At 65.3% G+C, this 16,210-nt stretch carries 15 protein-coding genes and 1 pseudogene; 4 read left to right on the forward strand and 12 right to left on the reverse strand.

The features are described 5' to 3' along the window. Nucleotides 1-45 precede the first annotated feature (45 nt). Genes AC0V2Y_RS17405 through AC0V2Y_RS17415 form a run of 3 tightly spaced genes read right to left on the reverse strand, consistent with a single transcriptional unit; the run spans nt 46 to nt 1,899 of the window. On the reverse strand, nt 46-555 hold the full coding sequence (locus AC0V2Y_RS17405) for a P-loop NTPase family protein (RefSeq protein WP_475416075.1): 510 nt from the start codon (nt 553-555) through the stop codon (nt 46-48). Nucleotides 556-565: 10 nt separating this feature from the next. After that, nucleotides 566-1,603: a 4-hydroxy-tetrahydrodipicolinate synthase gene (gene dapA, locus AC0V2Y_RS17410; protein WP_475416076.1), complete on the reverse strand. Its 1,038-nt coding sequence runs from the start codon at nt 1,601-1,603 to the stop codon at nt 566-568. Beyond that, nucleotides 1,600-1,899, reverse strand: a complete 300-nt coding sequence (locus AC0V2Y_RS17415; RefSeq protein ID WP_253192699.1) for a hypothetical protein — start codon at nt 1,897-1,899, stop codon at nt 1,600-1,602. Before AC0V2Y_RS17415 ends, dapA begins: the two co-directional genes overlap by 4 nt. Before the next feature lie 218 nt (nt 1,900-2,117). On the opposite strand from AC0V2Y_RS17415, the gene AC0V2Y_RS17420 reads away from it, so the two are divergent. Continuing rightward, nucleotides 2,118-3,119, forward strand: a complete 1,002-nt coding sequence (locus tag AC0V2Y_RS17420) for a gamma-glutamyl-gamma-aminobutyrate hydrolase family protein (RefSeq protein WP_475416077.1) — start codon at nt 2,118-2,120, stop codon at nt 3,117-3,119. An 11-nt stretch (nt 3,120-3,130) separates the two neighbouring features. Beyond that, complete coding sequence (locus tag AC0V2Y_RS17425; protein WP_475418136.1) at nt 3,131-4,195, forward strand: alginate lyase family protein; 1,065 nt, start codon at nt 3,131-3,133, stop codon at nt 4,193-4,195. On the opposite strand, the gene AC0V2Y_RS17430 is transcribed toward AC0V2Y_RS17425, so the two are convergent. From AC0V2Y_RS17430 to AC0V2Y_RS17465, 8 genes and pseudogenes are all read right to left on the reverse strand, one after another. Beyond that, the gene (locus tag AC0V2Y_RS17430) at nt 4,196-6,667 is read right to left on the reverse strand and encodes a TonB-dependent siderophore receptor (RefSeq protein WP_475416079.1); all 2,472 of its coding nucleotides are present in this window, start codon (nt 6,665-6,667) and stop codon (nt 4,196-4,198) included. Nucleotides 6,668-6,762: 95 nt separating this feature from the next. After that, nucleotides 6,763-7,515, reverse strand: a complete 753-nt coding sequence (locus tag AC0V2Y_RS17435) for a FecR domain-containing protein (protein ID WP_475416160.1) — start codon at nt 7,513-7,515, stop codon at nt 6,763-6,765. Between the two features lie 81 nt (nt 7,516-7,596). After that, nucleotides 7,597-8,079 (reverse strand): annotated as a pseudogene (locus AC0V2Y_RS17440) (sigma-70 family RNA polymerase sigma factor); the annotation flags it as partial. Between the two features lie 227 nt (nt 8,080-8,306). Continuing rightward, the gene (locus tag AC0V2Y_RS17445) at nt 8,307-9,437 is read right to left on the reverse strand and encodes a YbdK family carboxylate-amine ligase (protein ID WP_034780287.1); all 1,131 of its coding nucleotides are present in this window, start codon (nt 9,435-9,437) and stop codon (nt 8,307-8,309) included. Continuing rightward, nucleotides 9,438-10,625 carry a cation:proton antiporter gene (locus AC0V2Y_RS17450; RefSeq protein WP_046684256.1) on the reverse strand — a complete coding sequence of 396 codons (1,188 nt, stop codon included), beginning with the start codon at nt 10,623-10,625 and terminating at the stop codon, nt 9,438-9,440. Between the two features lie 312 nt (nt 10,626-10,937). Further along, nucleotides 10,938-12,107 carry a vWA domain-containing protein gene (locus AC0V2Y_RS17455; protein WP_475416080.1) on the reverse strand — a complete coding sequence of 390 codons (1,170 nt, stop codon included), beginning with the start codon at nt 12,105-12,107 and terminating at the stop codon, nt 10,938-10,940. Beyond that, nucleotides 12,101-12,730 carry a GNAT family N-acetyltransferase gene (locus tag AC0V2Y_RS17460; RefSeq protein ID WP_475416161.1) on the reverse strand — a complete coding sequence of 210 codons (630 nt, stop codon included), beginning with the start codon at nt 12,728-12,730 and terminating at the stop codon, nt 12,101-12,103. Before AC0V2Y_RS17460 ends, AC0V2Y_RS17455 begins: the two co-directional genes overlap by 7 nt. 30 nt (nt 12,731-12,760) lie before the next feature. Beyond that, nucleotides 12,761-13,630 carry an AAA family ATPase gene (locus AC0V2Y_RS17465; protein ID WP_475416081.1) on the reverse strand — a complete coding sequence of 290 codons (870 nt, stop codon included), beginning with the start codon at nt 13,628-13,630 and terminating at the stop codon, nt 12,761-12,763. Nucleotides 13,631-13,863: 233 nt separating this feature from the next. Here AC0V2Y_RS17465 and AC0V2Y_RS17470 point away from each other — a divergent pair, with 233 nt between their 5' ends. Both AC0V2Y_RS17470 and AC0V2Y_RS17475 read left to right on the forward strand, forming a co-directional pair. Further along, complete coding sequence (locus AC0V2Y_RS17470; protein WP_046684254.1) at nt 13,864-14,193, forward strand: c-type cytochrome; 330 nt, start codon at nt 13,864-13,866, stop codon at nt 14,191-14,193. A gap of 14 nt (nt 14,194-14,207) precedes the next feature. Beyond that, entirely contained in the window at nt 14,208-14,549 is a 342-nt protein-coding gene (locus AC0V2Y_RS17475; RefSeq protein WP_070218614.1) for a c-type cytochrome, read from the forward strand. 19 nt (nt 14,550-14,568) lie between these two features. On the opposite strand, the gene norR is transcribed toward AC0V2Y_RS17475, so the two are convergent. Next, a complete protein-coding gene (gene norR, locus AC0V2Y_RS17480) occupies nt 14,569-16,125 on the reverse strand; it encodes a nitric oxide reductase transcriptional regulator NorR (protein WP_475416082.1) in 1,557 nt (518 codons plus the stop codon). Nucleotides 16,126-16,210 lie beyond the last annotated feature (85 nt).

A 16,210-nucleotide genomic window follows, 5' to 3' on the forward strand; every position in this document is an offset into this window, starting at 1 on the left:
TGACGGAAGGGAGAGGCGGCGCATGCGCCGCCTTTTTTTGCGTACTTACGCTGGCAGGTTGAAAACGGCGCAGTACAGCTGCCCCAGTCCCACCACGCGGGCGGCCGGGATCTGCGCGGCCAGGGCATGGGCCGGCGCCGCCTGCGTGTCCGTTGCCAGCAGGACGCGCAGTTCCGGATTGACGCTGCGCGCGTGCGCGATGCGGCGCGCCAGGCCCGTTTGCGCGCCGGCGTCGGCGACGCCGTCGAGCGGCACCACCAGTACGCGCGCGGCGATCAGGGCCGAGCGGCTGCCCATGGAGTCGCGGCCTTCGCTGTCGATGACGATGTCGTGGTAGCAGTGCACCAGGTGCTCGAGCTCCGGCTGCAAGCCCTTGGCGCTGATGGCGCGCGCCATCAGGCGCGGCCGCGTCAGGCTGCCGTTCATGGCGCCGTCGTGCAGGTTCCGGGCTTGCGCCATGGCTCCCTGGCGCGGATCGGCATCGAGCAGCAGCACCTTGCGGCCGGCCAGCGCGCGCGAGGCGGCCAGCCGCCCGGCCAGGATGGATTTCTCCATCCCCCCGCGTTCATCCGTGATGGCGATGATCATCTTGGCGCACGGCTGGCATGATGTTGGCAGGGGAAACCAGCTGCAGCAGACAGCCTTCGCGCGGCGCATCCCTGTCGCTCGCGGTCCATGCGGGCAGTTCCATCAGGGGCTCGAGCGCCGCGGCCAGGGCGGCCTGGCCGGCGGAAGACATGGGCGTCATCGGCAGGCGCAATGCGTCGCGTACCTTGCCCTGCATGGCCAGCGCTGCCTTCACGGGAGCGGGATTCGGTTCGGCAAACAGCAGGCGGATAACGGGCAGCATGGTCTTGAACAGGGCGCCGGCGGCGCCGTGGCGGCCCTGCCTGACGAGGTGGTACAGCTGCGCATACAGGTCGGGGCGTACCTGGGCGGCGGCCGACATGGCGCCGTGGCCGCCCATGGACAGGCTGGCCAGCAGCAGCGCGTCGTCGCCGCACAGCACGTCCAGGCGCGTGTCGAGCAGCAGTTCGCCCAGCTGCTGCAGCTTGCCGCCCGCTTCCTTGATGGCGACGAAGTGCGAGTCGCGCGCCAGCAGGGCGGCCGTTTGCGGTTCGATATTGACCCCCGTGCGGGCCGGCACGTTGTACAGCACGATGGACTGGTCGGTGGCGGCGGCGATGGCCTGGAAGTGGCGCACGATGCCGTCCTGCGAAGGGCGCACGTACGCTGGCGCCGAGACCAGCAGGCCCGCCAGCGGATGGTCGTTGTAGCGCTGCACCGTGGCGACGACGCTGCGCGTATCGCTGCCGCCGATCCCCATGACGACGGGGAAGCGGGGACCGACGGCTTCGAGCACGCTGTCGAGCAGCATGCTCTGTTCCGCGGCGCTCAGCATGGCCGCTTCGCCCGTGGTGCCGCACACCACCAGGCCATCGATGCCGCTGGCGGCCAGTTCGCTGGCCAGCTGCTGGGCCGCGTCGAAGTCGATGTCGCCATCGCCATCATGAAATGGCGTGACCATCGGCACCCAGATGCCCTGGAAGTGCGCGGTGATGCGCGACGAAGACATCGCCTGTTCGCAGGAGTACTGGTTCATAGCGATTTCCCCTGGCTGATGCGGCCAAATTCCGCCGCCGGCAGCAGGCGCATGACGGCATCCATGGTCAGGCGCAGGGCCGGTTCCGTCACGCACAGCCAGACTTTCATGCGTTCGGCATGGTCGACCGCCTCGACGCGCATGAACGACAGCATGCCGCCGCAGGTCCGGACGACCAGCTGGCGCAGCTCGGCCAGGCAGGACTTGTCGACCGTGATGTGCATGAGGAAGGTGGGCAGGCGGGGATGGCGGTGGGGCAGTGCTTGATGCGATTGCAGGCGTGAATGGGGTTCCATGGTGGCTTTGCAGCGGTGGTTGAGGTAAGTTCAAGATTAGCAGCGGGGGCGTAAAGATTCTCTAAAAAGCGGGGCCGTGGGCGTAAACGGTCTGTATGCGGCGGGCGCTCGCGTGTTGCGCGGATGCCCCGGGCGTGGGCTTTTGTTACAAAATTGAATCGTGCTTTCGGGGACGGGGGTTTATATTGAAAACGTCTCCGCTTTCAGTCAGCCTTGCCATGTCAGACGAAAAAGATCCCCAGCAGCCCCCATCCACCGATCCCGCAGCGCCGGCGCCGTCGCGGCCAGACCGGGTGGGCCGCCGGGCGCCCGATGAGGAGCACCGCGCGCGCGACGCCGCCCCCCGCTACCTGAAGGATAACGACACGCCGCTGGCGCTGGCCTGGCGTGTGATCTCGTCGCGCTACCGCTCCATGCGCGACAAGGCCAGCCGCGATTTCATGCGGCGCACCCTGCGCATCGGCATCTCGGCGCGCATTTTCCACCCGGAGCCGGGCGCCACTGGCCTGCGCAGCAAGAACCTGCAATACCTGGAAGAGTCGATCGCCCAGTGGGTCATGTCGCGCGACGTGCTGGTGTTCATGATCCCGACGGTCAATACCAGCGGCCAGTTGCACCCGAGCAACATCACCCTGCGCCACTATGCGCGCCACCTGGACGGCCTGGTGCTGCAGGGTGGCGCCGACGTCTCGCCGCAGACGTATTCCGAGGCGGCCACGCGCCCCGAATGGAACGGCGACCGCGCGCGCGACCTGTACGAACTGGAGTTGCTGCACGAATTCGTCGACGCGGGCAAACCCGTGCTGGGCATTTGCCGCGGCTGCCAACTGATCAACGTGGGCTTTGGCGGCACACTGTACCAGGACATCGCCTCGGACGTGGCAGGCGCCACTTCCCACGTCAACGACCTGTATGACCGCCACCGCCACACCATCGTCTTCCCGAAAGGCTCGTCCCTGGCGGGCATGTTTCCGAAGGCGGGCGAGGCGCTCGTCAATTCCATCCACCACCAGTCGGTCAAGGACCTGGGGCGCGACGTCACCGTGGAAGCGTATTCGCAAGGGGACAACATCGTCGAGGCCATCCGCTACCAGCGTGCCCGCTTCGTCATGGGCTTGCAGTGGCACCCGGAATTCCATTCGGCGGGCGGCGTCGAGCTGCTCGATTGCACGCCCATCCTCGATAACTTTTTGCGCGCGGCGCGGGAGACGCGGTTTTGAGTGCGCACCTGATGCGCCGACGCGCCGTGCTGGCCGGTCTGCTGGCGCTGCCCCTGGCGGGCTTGCGCGCGGCGCCGCGCCCGCATGAGGGCGCGCTGCCGTTTGCGCTGACGTCCGCCGCGCGTGCCCGCACGCTCAAGGCGCGGGTGGCGCCGGCCATCGCCGAACAGGTGGTCAAGGCGGCGCGCAAGGACGCGGCGCGGCCCGTGCACCTGATGGCGCAAGTGCGCACGGGCGGCTTGCTGAAGGGAGAGGGCGGACGCGAGACCAGCCAGCAGGCGCAGGAAGACTGGCGCCAGGCGCGCTTGCAGGCGCTGGCCTGGCGGCTGTCGGGCGAGATGGCGCATTTCGAGGCGGCGCGCCAGCTGCTGCTGGCCTGGAGCGGCAGCTATCAGCCCTCGTTCAGCCCCGTCGACGAGACGGAGCTGGCCAGCCTGCTGATGGGTTTTGATTTGGTACAGGAGCGCTTGAACGGCGTCGAGCGCGAGCAGGTGCAGGCGTTTTGCCGCACCCTGGCGCAGGGGTATCTGAGTGATCCCGTCAAGGTGGGCGGCCCGTCCACAGTGCGCAACAACTGGCATAGCCACCGCATCAAGATCGGCACGGCCGCCGCGTATGTCACGGGCGATACCTTGCTGATTGCGCGGGCGAAGGAACGCTTCCTGGCGCACGTGCCGCGCAATATCGGCGCCGGCGGCGTACCCTTCGATTTCGAGCAGCGCGACGCCCTGCATTACACCACCTACAGCCTGGAGCCGTTGCTGACGACGGCCCTGATGGCGCAGGCGCATGGCGACGACTGGTATGGCGCGCCGGAAGCGCGGCGCCTGGCCGAGGCGCTGGCTTGGCTGGCGCCGTACGCGCAGGGGAGAAAGACGCACGAGGAGTTCGCGAAAAGCGCCGTGCCCTTCGACCGCAAGCGCGTGGCCGCCGGCGAAAAGGGCTTTACGGGAAATTGGGAGCCGAAGGGCGCCGCCAATGTGTACCTGCTGGCGGCGCGCTTCGATCCCGCTTACCTGTCCCTGGCGCTGGAACTGCGCCCGCCAGCCTGGGCGCTGGCGCTGTATGGAAGCTGATTAAAACTTCGTGCGCACGGTGAACATCACGTTGCGCGGTTCGCCGTAGAAGCCCGTCTGGAACAGGCCCAGGCCCGTCAGGTACTTCTTGTCCAGCAGGTTGTTCACGTTCAGGCTGGCCGTGACGTTCTTGCTGATCTCGTAGCGGGCCATCAGGTTGACCAGCGCGTAGCCGCCCTGCTTGATGCGTGAATAATCCTCGATGGCGGGATTCCAGATATTGCCGTCGTAGCTGCTTTGCCAGTTGATGCCGCCGCCCACGGTCAGCTTGTCCAGGCTGGCCGGCAGGCGCCACGCGCCTTGCACGCGCACCAAATGGGCAGGCTGCGTGGTTTGCAGCATGGTGGAAAAGACGTCCTTGCCATCCGCGTCGCGCACGTGGGTGTAGGTATAGCCGGCGCTCAGCTTCACATCCTTCATCACTTCGCCCGTCACTTCCATTTCCACGCCGCGGCTGGTGACGCCGTCGATGGCTCGATACGCTTCCTCGCCGTTGACTTCACCCACGGAGCTGGCCACGTTGCTCTGGCGGATCTGGAACAGGGACGCGCTGGCATTGACCTTGCCGTCGAGGTATTCGGCTTTCACGCCTGCCTCGATACCCTTGCCGCGGACGGGGGCGAGGAAGTTGCGGTTCACGTCGCGGTTGCTTTGCGGAGCGAAGATGCTGGTATAGCTGCCGAAGAGGGAATACGTCTTGTCGAGGTCATACACGACGCCCGCATACGGGGTGATGACGTTGCTTTCCTCGATGCGCGAAGTGATGCGCGCGGTCTTGGGGTCGAAGAAGCTGCGGTCCTGCTCCTGCCTGTAGCTGCTCACGCGGGCACCGACGATGATGGACAGCGCATCGACTGGATGCAGGCGCACGGCGCCATACAGGCCGCTCTGGCGCGTGCTGTCGTTGTCGTTGCCCAGGCGGCTAAATGCGGGTTCAGCATACTGGCCGCGCCAGTCGAAATAGCTGCCTGCGACGGGTGGATAGACCGATTCGTAGACGGGGCCGTCCTGCTTCGCGCTGGAATGGGAGTAGCCGAGCATCGCTTCGTGCCGGCGACCGAAGGCGGTGAACGGGCCGCTGGCGTCGACGTTGACGGTGGTCTGGCGGCGGTCGCCCTTGTACTTGCCCATGAAGAAATACGCGCCTTCGCCCGTGACGGGATCGGGATTGCCGCCGCTGGCCGAACCGAGCACGCTGTCATGCTTGCTGCGCAGCTGGTTGGCGCTCAATTTCAGTTTCCACGCGTTGGCGAACGTATGTTCCAGCGACGAGAACAGCGTGGTGTTCCGCATGTCGCGGCGGCTCCAGTCCGTGGCGGGGTTCCACGCGGTGGGAAAATCCGTGCGCGAGCCGTCGGCCAGCAGCACGGGGAAGCCCGTCCAGGTCGAGCCGCGCGGCTTGTAATCCTGGTGCGTGAAGCCGGCCGTCAGCAGGGTGACGGGTGTCAGGTCCGCCTCGATGATGCCGTAGGCGACGGATTTCTGCTGCGTGTAGCGGTCAAGGTAGGAGTGCTTGTCCTGGTAGGCGCCCACCAGGCGGCCGCGCACCGTGCGGCTGTCGTTCAGGGGGCCGGAGACATCGGCTTCGCCGCGGTAGTTGTCCCACGATCCCGCGCCCAGGGTCGCCGAACCCTCGAAGCTGGCGGTGGGGCGCTTGCGCACCATGTTGACGGTGGCCGAAGGGTCGCCCGAGCCGCTCATCAGGCCCGTCGCGCCCTTCAGCACTTCGATGCGGTCGTAGATGGCCATGTCGCTGTTCGTCGTGCCCCAGTCGTAGACGCCGTCATAGATGGCCGATACGCCGTCGTACTGGAAATTGGTGACGGCAAAGCCGCGCGCCTGGAAGCTCCAGCGGTCGCTGTCGTAGTTTTGCACGCTCACGCCATTGACGTTCTTCATGACGTCGGAAACGGCGTTGCTGTTCTGGTCATCCATCTGCTGGCGCGTGACGATGGTCAGCGACTGCGGCGTTTCGCGCTGGCTCAGGGCCAGGCCCGTGGCGCCGCTGGCTGGCCCGCCCGTGTAGCTGCCCGTGCCGCCCGTGACGGCGCTGCGCTCGGCCGCCGCCACCACGGTGACGCCGCTCATGACGGCCATGCCGCGGCTGTCCGCCGTGGGCGTATCCGCGCCGGCGGGGATCTTCTGCAGCAGATAGCCGCCGTTCGATTGCGGCACGGCTTGCAGGCCGCTGCCAGCCAGCAGCACGCGGAAACCATCGTGCACGCCATAGCTGCCTTGCAGGCCGGCGCTGCGCAAGCCCTGCGTGGCGTCGCTGGAAAACGACAATAAAATGGCGCTCTCGCTGCCGAAGCGCGTCAGCACGTCGCCCAGCGCGCCGGCCGGAATGCTGTAGACGCGCACTTGCCGGCTTTGTGCCTGGGCCAGCGCCGGCAGGGTGAGAGCCATGCCGATCTGCGACAGGGCGCAGGCCAGGACGGTGCGGGTGAGGAGGGAACGCGAAGCGTGGTGCATGGAATGAAACCTTTCGTGGATGCGCAAGATGGAGACTGCCTATCTTCCAGGTCACGCGAGCACGGCGAAACAGCTCACTTTGCAGAAAATATTTTTTAGTGGGCAGCCAGTTCGATCCTGACGACTTGCCGGCCCCAGAAGCGCGTGATGGTATTGCGCCGCAGTTGCAGGCTGGCGGCGATGGCGTCGACGATGGCGTCGACGTCGGCCAGCGGGTAGGAGCCGGACACGCGCAAACCGGCGACGGTGGGCGTGCAGTCCAGCAGCTGCTCGCTGTAGCGCGACAGCTCGGCGAGGAAATCGGCCAGGCGCATGTCGCGCGCCACCAGCATGCCGTCGAGCCACGCGCCGCCGTACGGCGCCAGCGCCTGGCGGTGATAAGCGTCACTGTCGAAATGGGCGCCTTCGCCGGGGCGCAGCAGCAGGCGCTGGCTGCCATCGCCGGCCAGCATGGCGACGACCCCTTCGAGCACGCCGGCGCTGGCATAGCCATCGTGCAGGCGCACGGTGAAACGCGTGCCCAGCGCCTGCAGGCTGCCGTGCGGCGTGCCGACGAAGAACGGGCGCTGCGCCGCATCCTTGCCGGTGGCGATGAAGATTTCGCCGGCCAGCAGGTCGATGCGGCGCTGTGCGCCGTCGTAGGCGATGTTCACGGCGCTGTTGGTATTGAGCGTGAGCCGCGTGCCGTCGGCCAGGGTCACGACGCGGCGCTGATTGATGCCCGTGCGGTAGTCGGCCGTCCAGCCGCGCCACGGGCTGCGGCGTTCGAATGCATACAGCGAGGCGCCGCAGGCCAGCAGCAGGGCCAGCGTCTTGACGGCATGGCGGCGCGGCGCGTTCGCCTGCACGCAGGCGCGCAGCAGGCTCGCGTGCGCCGCGGGCGGCAGATGCTCGTGCTGTATTTGCAGCTGCTGCCACGCCTGCGTGGCGCTGCCGGCCCGCTGCAGATGGCGTTTTACCGTGGCCAGCGAGATGCCGAGCTGGCGCGCGATGTCTTCCTGCGGCAGTTCGTCGAGCTGGCGCAGTAAAAATGCCCGTTTGACGGGAGGCGGCAGGCCGTCGAGCATGCGGTCCAGTTCAAACACGGTGGCCAGCAGCAGCGCGCGCTCCTCGGGCGAGGGCGCATGCCGGGGCGGCAGCTGCGCCAGCACGTCGAGATAAGCCTGTTCGAGTTTCTGACGGCGGTAATGGTTGAACAGCACGCGCTGGGCCACGGTGGCGAGAAAGGCGCGCGGTTCGCGCGCGGCGACGGCGTCTTCGCGGTCGAGCAGGCGCATGAAAGTATCGTGCGCCACATCGGCCGCGCAGGCCGTGCTGCCGAGTTTTTTGCGCAGCCAGCCCTGCAGCCAGCCGTGGTGGTCGGCGTACAGTGTCGCGATGTCCTGGCGTTGTAGCGGCTTTGCCAGCGGCATCGCATTCCCCTTGCGTTTTTAAACAATAATAAGAATCATTCTCATTGTAGCAAGCGGGGACGGCGGCTGTAAATGACGGGCAGGCGCGCTGTGGTTTTTTGGTTGACGAACGGTAGGTCGGATTAGGTCTGAAGGACCGTAATCCGACGCCACCAATAGCGCTAACAATGTTCTCGGATTACGCGGCGTGCCGCCGCTAATCCGACCTACGTTGCCAGGCAGCAACGTCAGTAGTTCATCGGCTCGCCACGGAAGCAGCGGATGGCCGAATCGACCATACCCTCGGCGCTGCCCTGCAGGCTGTGCTGCTTGCGCAGGTATTGCGCGTCGCTCCACTGCTTGGCCACGTCCGACAGGTGTTTCAGGGCCGGCGTGCTGCCCAGCGCCTCGGCATGCGGCTCCATCTTGCGCAGGGTGGTCATGATGTCTTCGCGCAGCGACATCGTTTCGTAGGTTTTCGGATGCGTAATGGCGCCATCGAGGCCGAAGCGGCAGGCCTGGAAGCGGTTGTAGTTATATACGAGGTAATCGTCTTCCACGGGCGGGGTTTCGCGGCGTTCTAGCAGGTAGCGGCACAGCGCCTGCAGGTAGGCTGCCAGCGCGGCGGCCCGCTCCACCGTCAGCGGCGTGTCGCACACGCGCAGTTCGATGGTGCCGAATTCCGGCTTGGGACGGATATCCCAGTAAAAATCCTTCATGCTCTTGATGATGCCCGTGTTCTCCATCTTGGCGAAATACTCGTTGGAGAACTGGTCCCAGCTCAGTGTAAACGGCGCGCGTCCGCTCATGGGAAACGCGAACACGGAATTCAAACGGGCCGAATCGAACAGGGTATCGCGGCCCTGCACGTAGGGCGAGGACGCCGACAGGGCGATGAAATGGGGGATGTAGCGGTTCAGCGAATGCAGCAGGAACATGGCGTCGTCGCCCGAGGCGCAGCCGATGTGCACGTGCTGGCCGAAGATGGTGAACTGCTTGGCCAGGTAGCCGTACAGTTCCGAAATCTCCTGGAAGCGGGGCTTGGAAAAGATCTTTTGCGACGACCATTGCTGGAACGGGTGCGTGCCGCCGCCCGCGATGCCGATATTGAGCTTGTCGCCGGCCGTGATCAAGGTGTCGCGGATTTCCTGCAGCTGCTCCAGCAGGGGGCCATGGTGCGTGTGCACGCTCGAGTTAATCTCGATCATGCTCTCGGTGATTTCCGGCGTGACGTTGCCGGGAAACGGCTTTTTATTCAGCAGATGCAGCAGGTCGGGGCTGGCGGCCGTCAAGTCATAGTCCGACAGGTTCACCAGTTGCAGTTCGAGTTCGACGCCGAAGGTCAGCGCGGCCGATTGGCCAAAAGGTTCCAGCGGCATTTAGCGCTCCTTGATTTCGTGGGTTTCTTTGGCCAGCATCAGCACGCGCTGCACCAGCACGGGGCCGACCAGTTCCAGGCCCAGGGTGATGGCGGCCAGGGCGTTCAATTCGTCGCCGAAGTTCACGCCGTGCTGGCGCGCGTGTTCGAGCAGCAGGATGATGAAGACGGAGACGGGCGTCAGGGCCACGCCCGTCAGCACGCCCTTGCGCCAGGAAATGCCGCTGACATGCGAAAACGCGGCCACGCCGGCGACCTTCGTCAGCAAGCGTCCGCCGACGACGGCCAGAGCCAGGCCCGCGCCGGCCGTCACGCTGGCCCATTCCAGGGTCGAGGCGGCATACACGAACAGCAGCACCGTCAGCAGCTCGCCCATGGCGCCGAAATTGCGCTGCGCCTGGCTGAAGGCGACCCTGCGGTGGCGCGCCACCAGGCCGAAGGTGAGGGTGGCCAGCAGCGGCGACAGGCTGGTGGTGTAGGTCAGGGCGACGAGCAGCATCACCGACAGCGCGAACGCCACGGTGGCGTCCTGCGCCATGTTGCCCAGGCGGCGCAGCATGGCCGGCACGACGATGCCGAAGACGGTGCCGGCGGCCACGGAGGCGGCCAGCACGGCGGCGCTGCTGCTGCTCGCCTCGATCAGGTCGGTGGAACTCTGGAACATCCAGAAGCCGACGATGATGTTGAACGTGAAGACGGCCAGCACGCAATTCAAGGCGGTGAGGTGGACGATGCGTTCCGTGACCTGGCCCGAGCTGCGTTCCTCGTTGATGACGCGCATGATGGTGGCCGGCGAGGTGGACATGGCCAGCGATGCGAGCAGCAGCGCCGTCATCGAGGTGCTGCCGAATTCGATGCCGATGAAGTAGACGACGGCAAAGGTCAGCAGGGATTCGACCAGGCCCGTGACGGCGATCCACGGATTGTTCTTCAGCCAGCGCAGGTTGATGCGGTAGCCCACCTCGAACAGGATCAGGCCGAAGGCCACGTCGGCCAGCACCAGCATGGGGCCGGCGTCCGTCTGCGGCAGGATGCCTACCTGCGTCTGCGCGAGGACGAAACCGATCACGCCGTAAAAACTGATGCGCGGCAGGCCCGTCCAGCGGTGGCCGAATTCGCCCACTACCCAGGCCAGGGTAATGGCGAACGGCCAGGACAGGTCGGCGGCGATCGAGATCAGACTTTGCATGCTCATTCCTTTGAAAATGGCGCTGGCACCGGCCGGCAGCACGGGGCTGGCGCGGCAAGGTCGTGGTGCAGCGGTGGTGCATGGTTTGCGCAGAGCGATGCGCCGATTCTACCGGAGCAGAAGGCGCGCACGATGTGCGCAATCGAACAGTGTCGCGGTCATGGCGGCCGCGCACGGGATGCAGCAGGGTAGGGCAGGGCTGGTATCGGCGTATGCTACCCGCCCGCGGCGGAGATGCTCCGCACGGTAGTGCCGTGTCGCAGTGTACGGCATGGCGGCCTCCTGCCGCCATGGACTTTTTGTTGCGTGCTTTTATTTACTGAGCAGACGCATGCCCCGTTCCAGCCCGTCGATCGACAGGGGGAACATGCGGTTGTTCATCAACTGCCGCATCACGCCGATCGACTGGCGGTACTGCCACAATCCCTCCGACTCGGGATTGAGCCAGATGAATTTCGGGAACGCCTGGGTAAAGCGCGCCAGCCACGCCGATCCCGCTTCCTCGTTGTTGTATTCGACGCTGCCGCCCGGCTGCAGGATTTCGTAGGGGCTCATGGTGGCGTCGCCGACGAAAATCAGCTTGGTGTCGGGCGGGTATTTGCGCAGCACGTCCCAGGTGGGGAAACGCTCGGCGTTGCGGCGCCGGTTGTTCTTCCACAGATAGTCGTAGACGCAGTTATGGAAGTAAAAGAACTCCATGTTCTTGAATTCCGTCTTCGCCGCCGAGAACAGTTCCTCGGTGCGCTCGATATGGTCGTCCATGCTGCCGCCCACGTCAAACAGCATCAGCACCTTGATGCGGTTCTTGCGCTCGGGCCGCATTTTGATGTCGAGGTAGCCCGCGTTATTCGCCGTGGCGGCGATGGTGGCGTCGAGCGCCAGCTCATCTTCCGCGCCTTCGCGCGCGAACTTGCGCAGGCGGCGCAGCGCCACCTTGATGTTGCGCGTGCCGAGTTCGCGCTCGCCGTCGTAATCCTTGTAGCTGCGCGCTTCCCACACCTTCACGGCCGTGCGGTTGCCGCCCTTGCCGCCGATGCGGATGCCTTCCGGGTTCGTGCCGCCATTGCCGAATGGCGAGGTGCCGCCCGTGCCGATCCACTTGCTGCCGCCCTCGTGGCGCTCCTTCTGCTCCTTCAGCAGCTCGTTCAGGCGGTCCATCAGCTTGTCGTAGCCGAATTTCTCCAGCTGCGCCTTCTGCTCTTCGGACAGCTCGCGCTGCATGCGTTTGAGCAGCCAGTCGAGGGGAATCGCCGCGTTCGTGTCGAAAGCCGCGTTGACGCCCTTGAAGTACTGGGCAAAGGCGCGGTCGAACTTGTCGAAATGGGCTTCATCCTTGACCAGGGTCAGGCGCGCCAGATAGTAGAAATCGTCCATTGAGGCGTCGATGACGTTCTTTTGCAGCGCCTCCAGAAGCGTCAGAAATTCCTTGATCGAGACGGGAATCTTCGCATCCTTGAGCGTGAAGAAGAAATCGATCAGCATGGCGCTTCCTCTGTCCCTGCGTCTCCCGCGCGGGGCAGTGCGGCGATGGGGCGCTGCGCCAGCTTGTAGCGCAAATGGGCGGCAATTTCCGGCCACTCGCCGCGCGCGATGCTGTACATGACCGTGTCGCGCACGGTGCCGTCGCGGCGCAGCGCATGGTGGCGCAGCACGCCATCCTTTTTCGCGCCCAGGCGCTCGATGGCCGCCTGCGAGGCGTGGTTGAAATTATCGGTGCGCAGACCCACCAGCGCGCAGCCGAGCGTGTCGAAGGCGTGCGCCAGCAGCAGCAATTTGCAGGTGGTGTTGACGTGGCTGCGCTGGCAGCGCTTCGCATACCAGGTGTAGCCGATTTCCAGGCGTCCGATGGCCGGCACCACGTCGTGATAGCTGGTGGTGCCGAGCACCTCGCCGCTGGCCGCGTCGATGACGGCAAAGGCGAAGCGCGAAGGGCGCATCTCGATGCCCTTGAAAATGTACTGGTCCACCTGGTCCGGCTCGGGCACGGAGGTGACGCGCAGATTCCACAGTTCGCCATCCATGGCCGCCGCGCGCAGGCCGGGCGCGTGGTGCGGCGCCAGTGCCTCGAGGCGGATGCCGTGCAGTTCCAGGGGGACGAAGACCATGTCCGGGCTGATATCGTTCACCGGCGCTCCTTAGCGGTTGGTGCGCGACATGAACATCAGGCGCTCGAACAGGTGCACGTCCTGCTCGTTTTTCAGCAGCGCGCCGTGCAGCGGCGGCACGACGGCCTTGTTGTCCTTGCTGCGCAGCGCGTCAACGGGGATATCCTCGGCCAGCAGGAGCTTGAGCCAGTCGAGAAATTCCGACGTCGACGGCTTTTTCTTCAGGCCCGGCACGTCGCGCACCTCATAGAAGGTTTGCAGCGCCTGCGCCAGCAATTCCTGTTTCAGCTGCGGGTAGTGGACGGCGACGATCTGCTCCATCGTGTCCTTGTCGGGGAATTTGATGTAATGGAAGAAGCAGCGGCGCAGGAAGGCGTCCGGCAATTCCTTCTCGTTGTTCGAGGTGATGATGACGAGCGGGCGGTGGCGCGCCGTGACCATTTCACGCGTTTCGTAGACATAGAATTCCATGCGGTCCAGTTCGCGCAGCAGGTCGTTCGGGAATTCGATGTCGGCCTTGTCGATCTCGTCGATCAGGAGCACCACCGGTTCGGGCGCCGTGAATGCCTGCCACAGCACGCCCTTGACGATGTAGTTCTGGATGTCGCGCACGCGCTCGTCGCCCAGCTGCGAATCGCGCAGGCGCGACACGGCGTCGTATTCGTACAGGCCCTGCTGCGCCTTGGTGGTCGATTTGATATGCCATTGCATCAGCGGCATGTTCATCGCGGCGGCCACTTCCTCGGCCAGCATGGTCTTGCCCGTGCCCGGCTCGCCCTTGATCAGCAGCGGGCGTTGCAGGGTCAGCGCCGCATTCACGGCCAGTTTCAGGTCGGCGGTGGCGACATAGCTGTCGGAACCTTCGAAGCGTTGGCCTTGCTGGGGGTGCTGTGCTTGCATGAGCGGTCTGCCAAAGTAGGGAAATGGTGAGTATAAACAGAACTGTGGCCCAGCGTCACGCGGACGGCCTGTGCCTGCCTGCCGACAATGCGGGTTTTATAGGTGGACTTGCAAGAATATCTTGGCTAGAATCGGCAAGCAGCAGATTAATTGGCAACCTTAATTGTCAACACATAAAATCAAAAAAAACCAGCTCTGGCGTTTCTCCGATTACCTTTGTTCACATTGCCACTATGAAAAAAATATTTGCACTTCTCGTGCTTGCCGGCATAGCAAATGCCGTCACAGCGGCTGACATTGTAGGGAACGCCAAGGCAGCCCCTGCCAAGGTGGAAATGTGTATCGGCTGCCACGGCATCCCCGGTTACAAGGCGACCTTCCCTGAAGTATTCCAGGTGCCGATGATCGGCGGCCAGCCGGCAAAATATATCGAGAATGCGCTGCAAGCCTACAAGAAGGGCGACCGCAAGCACCCCAGCATGAAGGGCATCGCCAGCAGCCTGTCCGACCAGGATATCGCCGATGTCGCCGCGTACTATGCGCAACAAGCCAAGCCGAACTGAGGACCAGCCAGATGATGAAAACACTACTCGCCGCCCTCGTTTGCGCCACCGTCTCGTTTTCCGCCAGCGCCGCCGGCAATATCAACACGGGCAAGGCCCTGGCCGAAAAGTACAGCTGCGCCACCTGCCACGGCAAGGATTACGGTTCGCCCATCGACCCGTCCTACCCGAAACTGGCGGGCCAGCACAGGGATTACCTGGAACACGCCTTGACGGCGTATAAACGGGGCGACAAGGCCAACGGCCGCAACAACGCCATCATGACGGGCCAGGTGAAACCGCTGAGCAATCAGGACATCAAGGACCTGGCCGCCTACCTGCACAGCTTGCCGAGCAGCCTGGTGACCCACCGCTGAGTTTGAGTTTGCGTTCGGCTCAGGCTTTCAGTCCGACGCGGCGCGCCAGCTTGTGCAGATTGCTGGCGTCCAGTCCCAACTGGCGCGCCGCGGCGGCCCAGTTATCCTGATGCAACGCCAGCGCTTGCCGGATGGCCTGGCGCTGGCTCGCTTCCACGATCTGATGCATGGACAGCGGCGCCGCCGCCGGCGTGCCGCACGCGGCCGGCTCCGGCGGCAGCGCGTCCGCACTGGCCGGCGCTTCCAGCGCATCGAGGTCGAGCATATCCGTTTCCAGGGTCACGATGTCCTTGCGGTCCGCGCCGCGGATCACGGCTTTCAGCGCGGCCCGGCTGATCACATGTTCCAGTTCGCGCACGTTGCCCGGCCAGCGGTAGTGGCACAGGGCGTTTTCCGCCGCGGCCGACAGGCGCAGGCTGCGCAAGCCCAGGCGCGCGCGGTTCAGCTCCAGGAAACCGCCGGCCAGCAGCAGCACGTCGTTGCCCCGCTCGCGCAGCGGCGGAATCGGCACGGGATACACGGATAAACGGTGGTACAGGTCGGCCCGGAACGAGCCGTCGCGCACATGCTCGCGCAGGCTGCGGTTGGTGGCGGCGATCACGCGCACGTTGACCCGGCGCGGCCGGTCTGCGCCCAGGCGCTGGATTTCGCCATTTTGCAAGGTGCGCAGCAGCTTGGCCTGTATCGACAGCGGCAGCTCTCCTACTTCATCGAGAAACAGGGTGCCCCCTTCGGCCGCCTCGAAGCGCCCGGGCCGGTCGCTGACGGCGCCGGAAAACGCGCCGCGCACATGGCCGAACAATTCGCTCTCGGCCAGCGATTCCGGCAAGGCCGCGCAATTGACGTGGATCAATGGCTTGCCGGCGCGGCGCGACAGGCGGTGCAGGCGGTGCGCGCATAATTCCTTGCCGACGCCCGTCTCTCCCAGCAGCAGCACGGGCAGTTCGGAATCGGCGACCACCTGCAATTCGTGCAGCAAATGCGTGATGGCGCTGCTCTGGCCGACGAAGTCGTGTTCCTCGCGCGGGGCCTGCGCATCGGCCAGCATGGCGCCGCCCGACAGGCGCAGGGCGCGGATTTCCGTCTCCAGGCGCGTGACGCGCACGGCCGCCTCGATGGCGCAGGCCAGCTCGCCCAAGTCGCGCTGCGCCTGCGTATCGAAGGTGCCCACCCGCAGCGCGTCGAGCGTGATCACGCCCCAGCGCTCGCCCTCCAGGTCCAGCGCCATGCCCATGCAGTCGTGCACGGGCAGCGGTTCGCCGGCCCGCTCGGCGATCAGGCCGTCGTAGGGATCGGGCAGGGAACTGTCGTGATGGAAGCACAGCACGCCGCGCCGCTGCAGGATGGCGGCCAGGCGCGGATGGCCGGCGACGGCGAAGCGGCGTCCCAGCGCGTCGCTGGCCAGGCCGGCCATCGCCACGGGGCGCAGGTGCTCGCCATCGAGCTTGAGCAAGGCCACGGCCTCGCAGCCGAAGTGCGCGCGCAGGCTGCCCACCAGGCGCTGCAGGCGCACGGCCACGGGCAGGTCGGCGACCAGGTCGGTGAGCAGCAGCAGGTGGATGGCGGTGGTGGTCATAAGTACCATGCAGGGTACAACGGACCACGGTGAAAGAGGGTCATGATGACCGTGCATTTTTCAAATCGTTGATTTAAAACAAGTT

It is taken from the genome of Janthinobacterium sp. BHSEK (assembly GCF_056174685.1).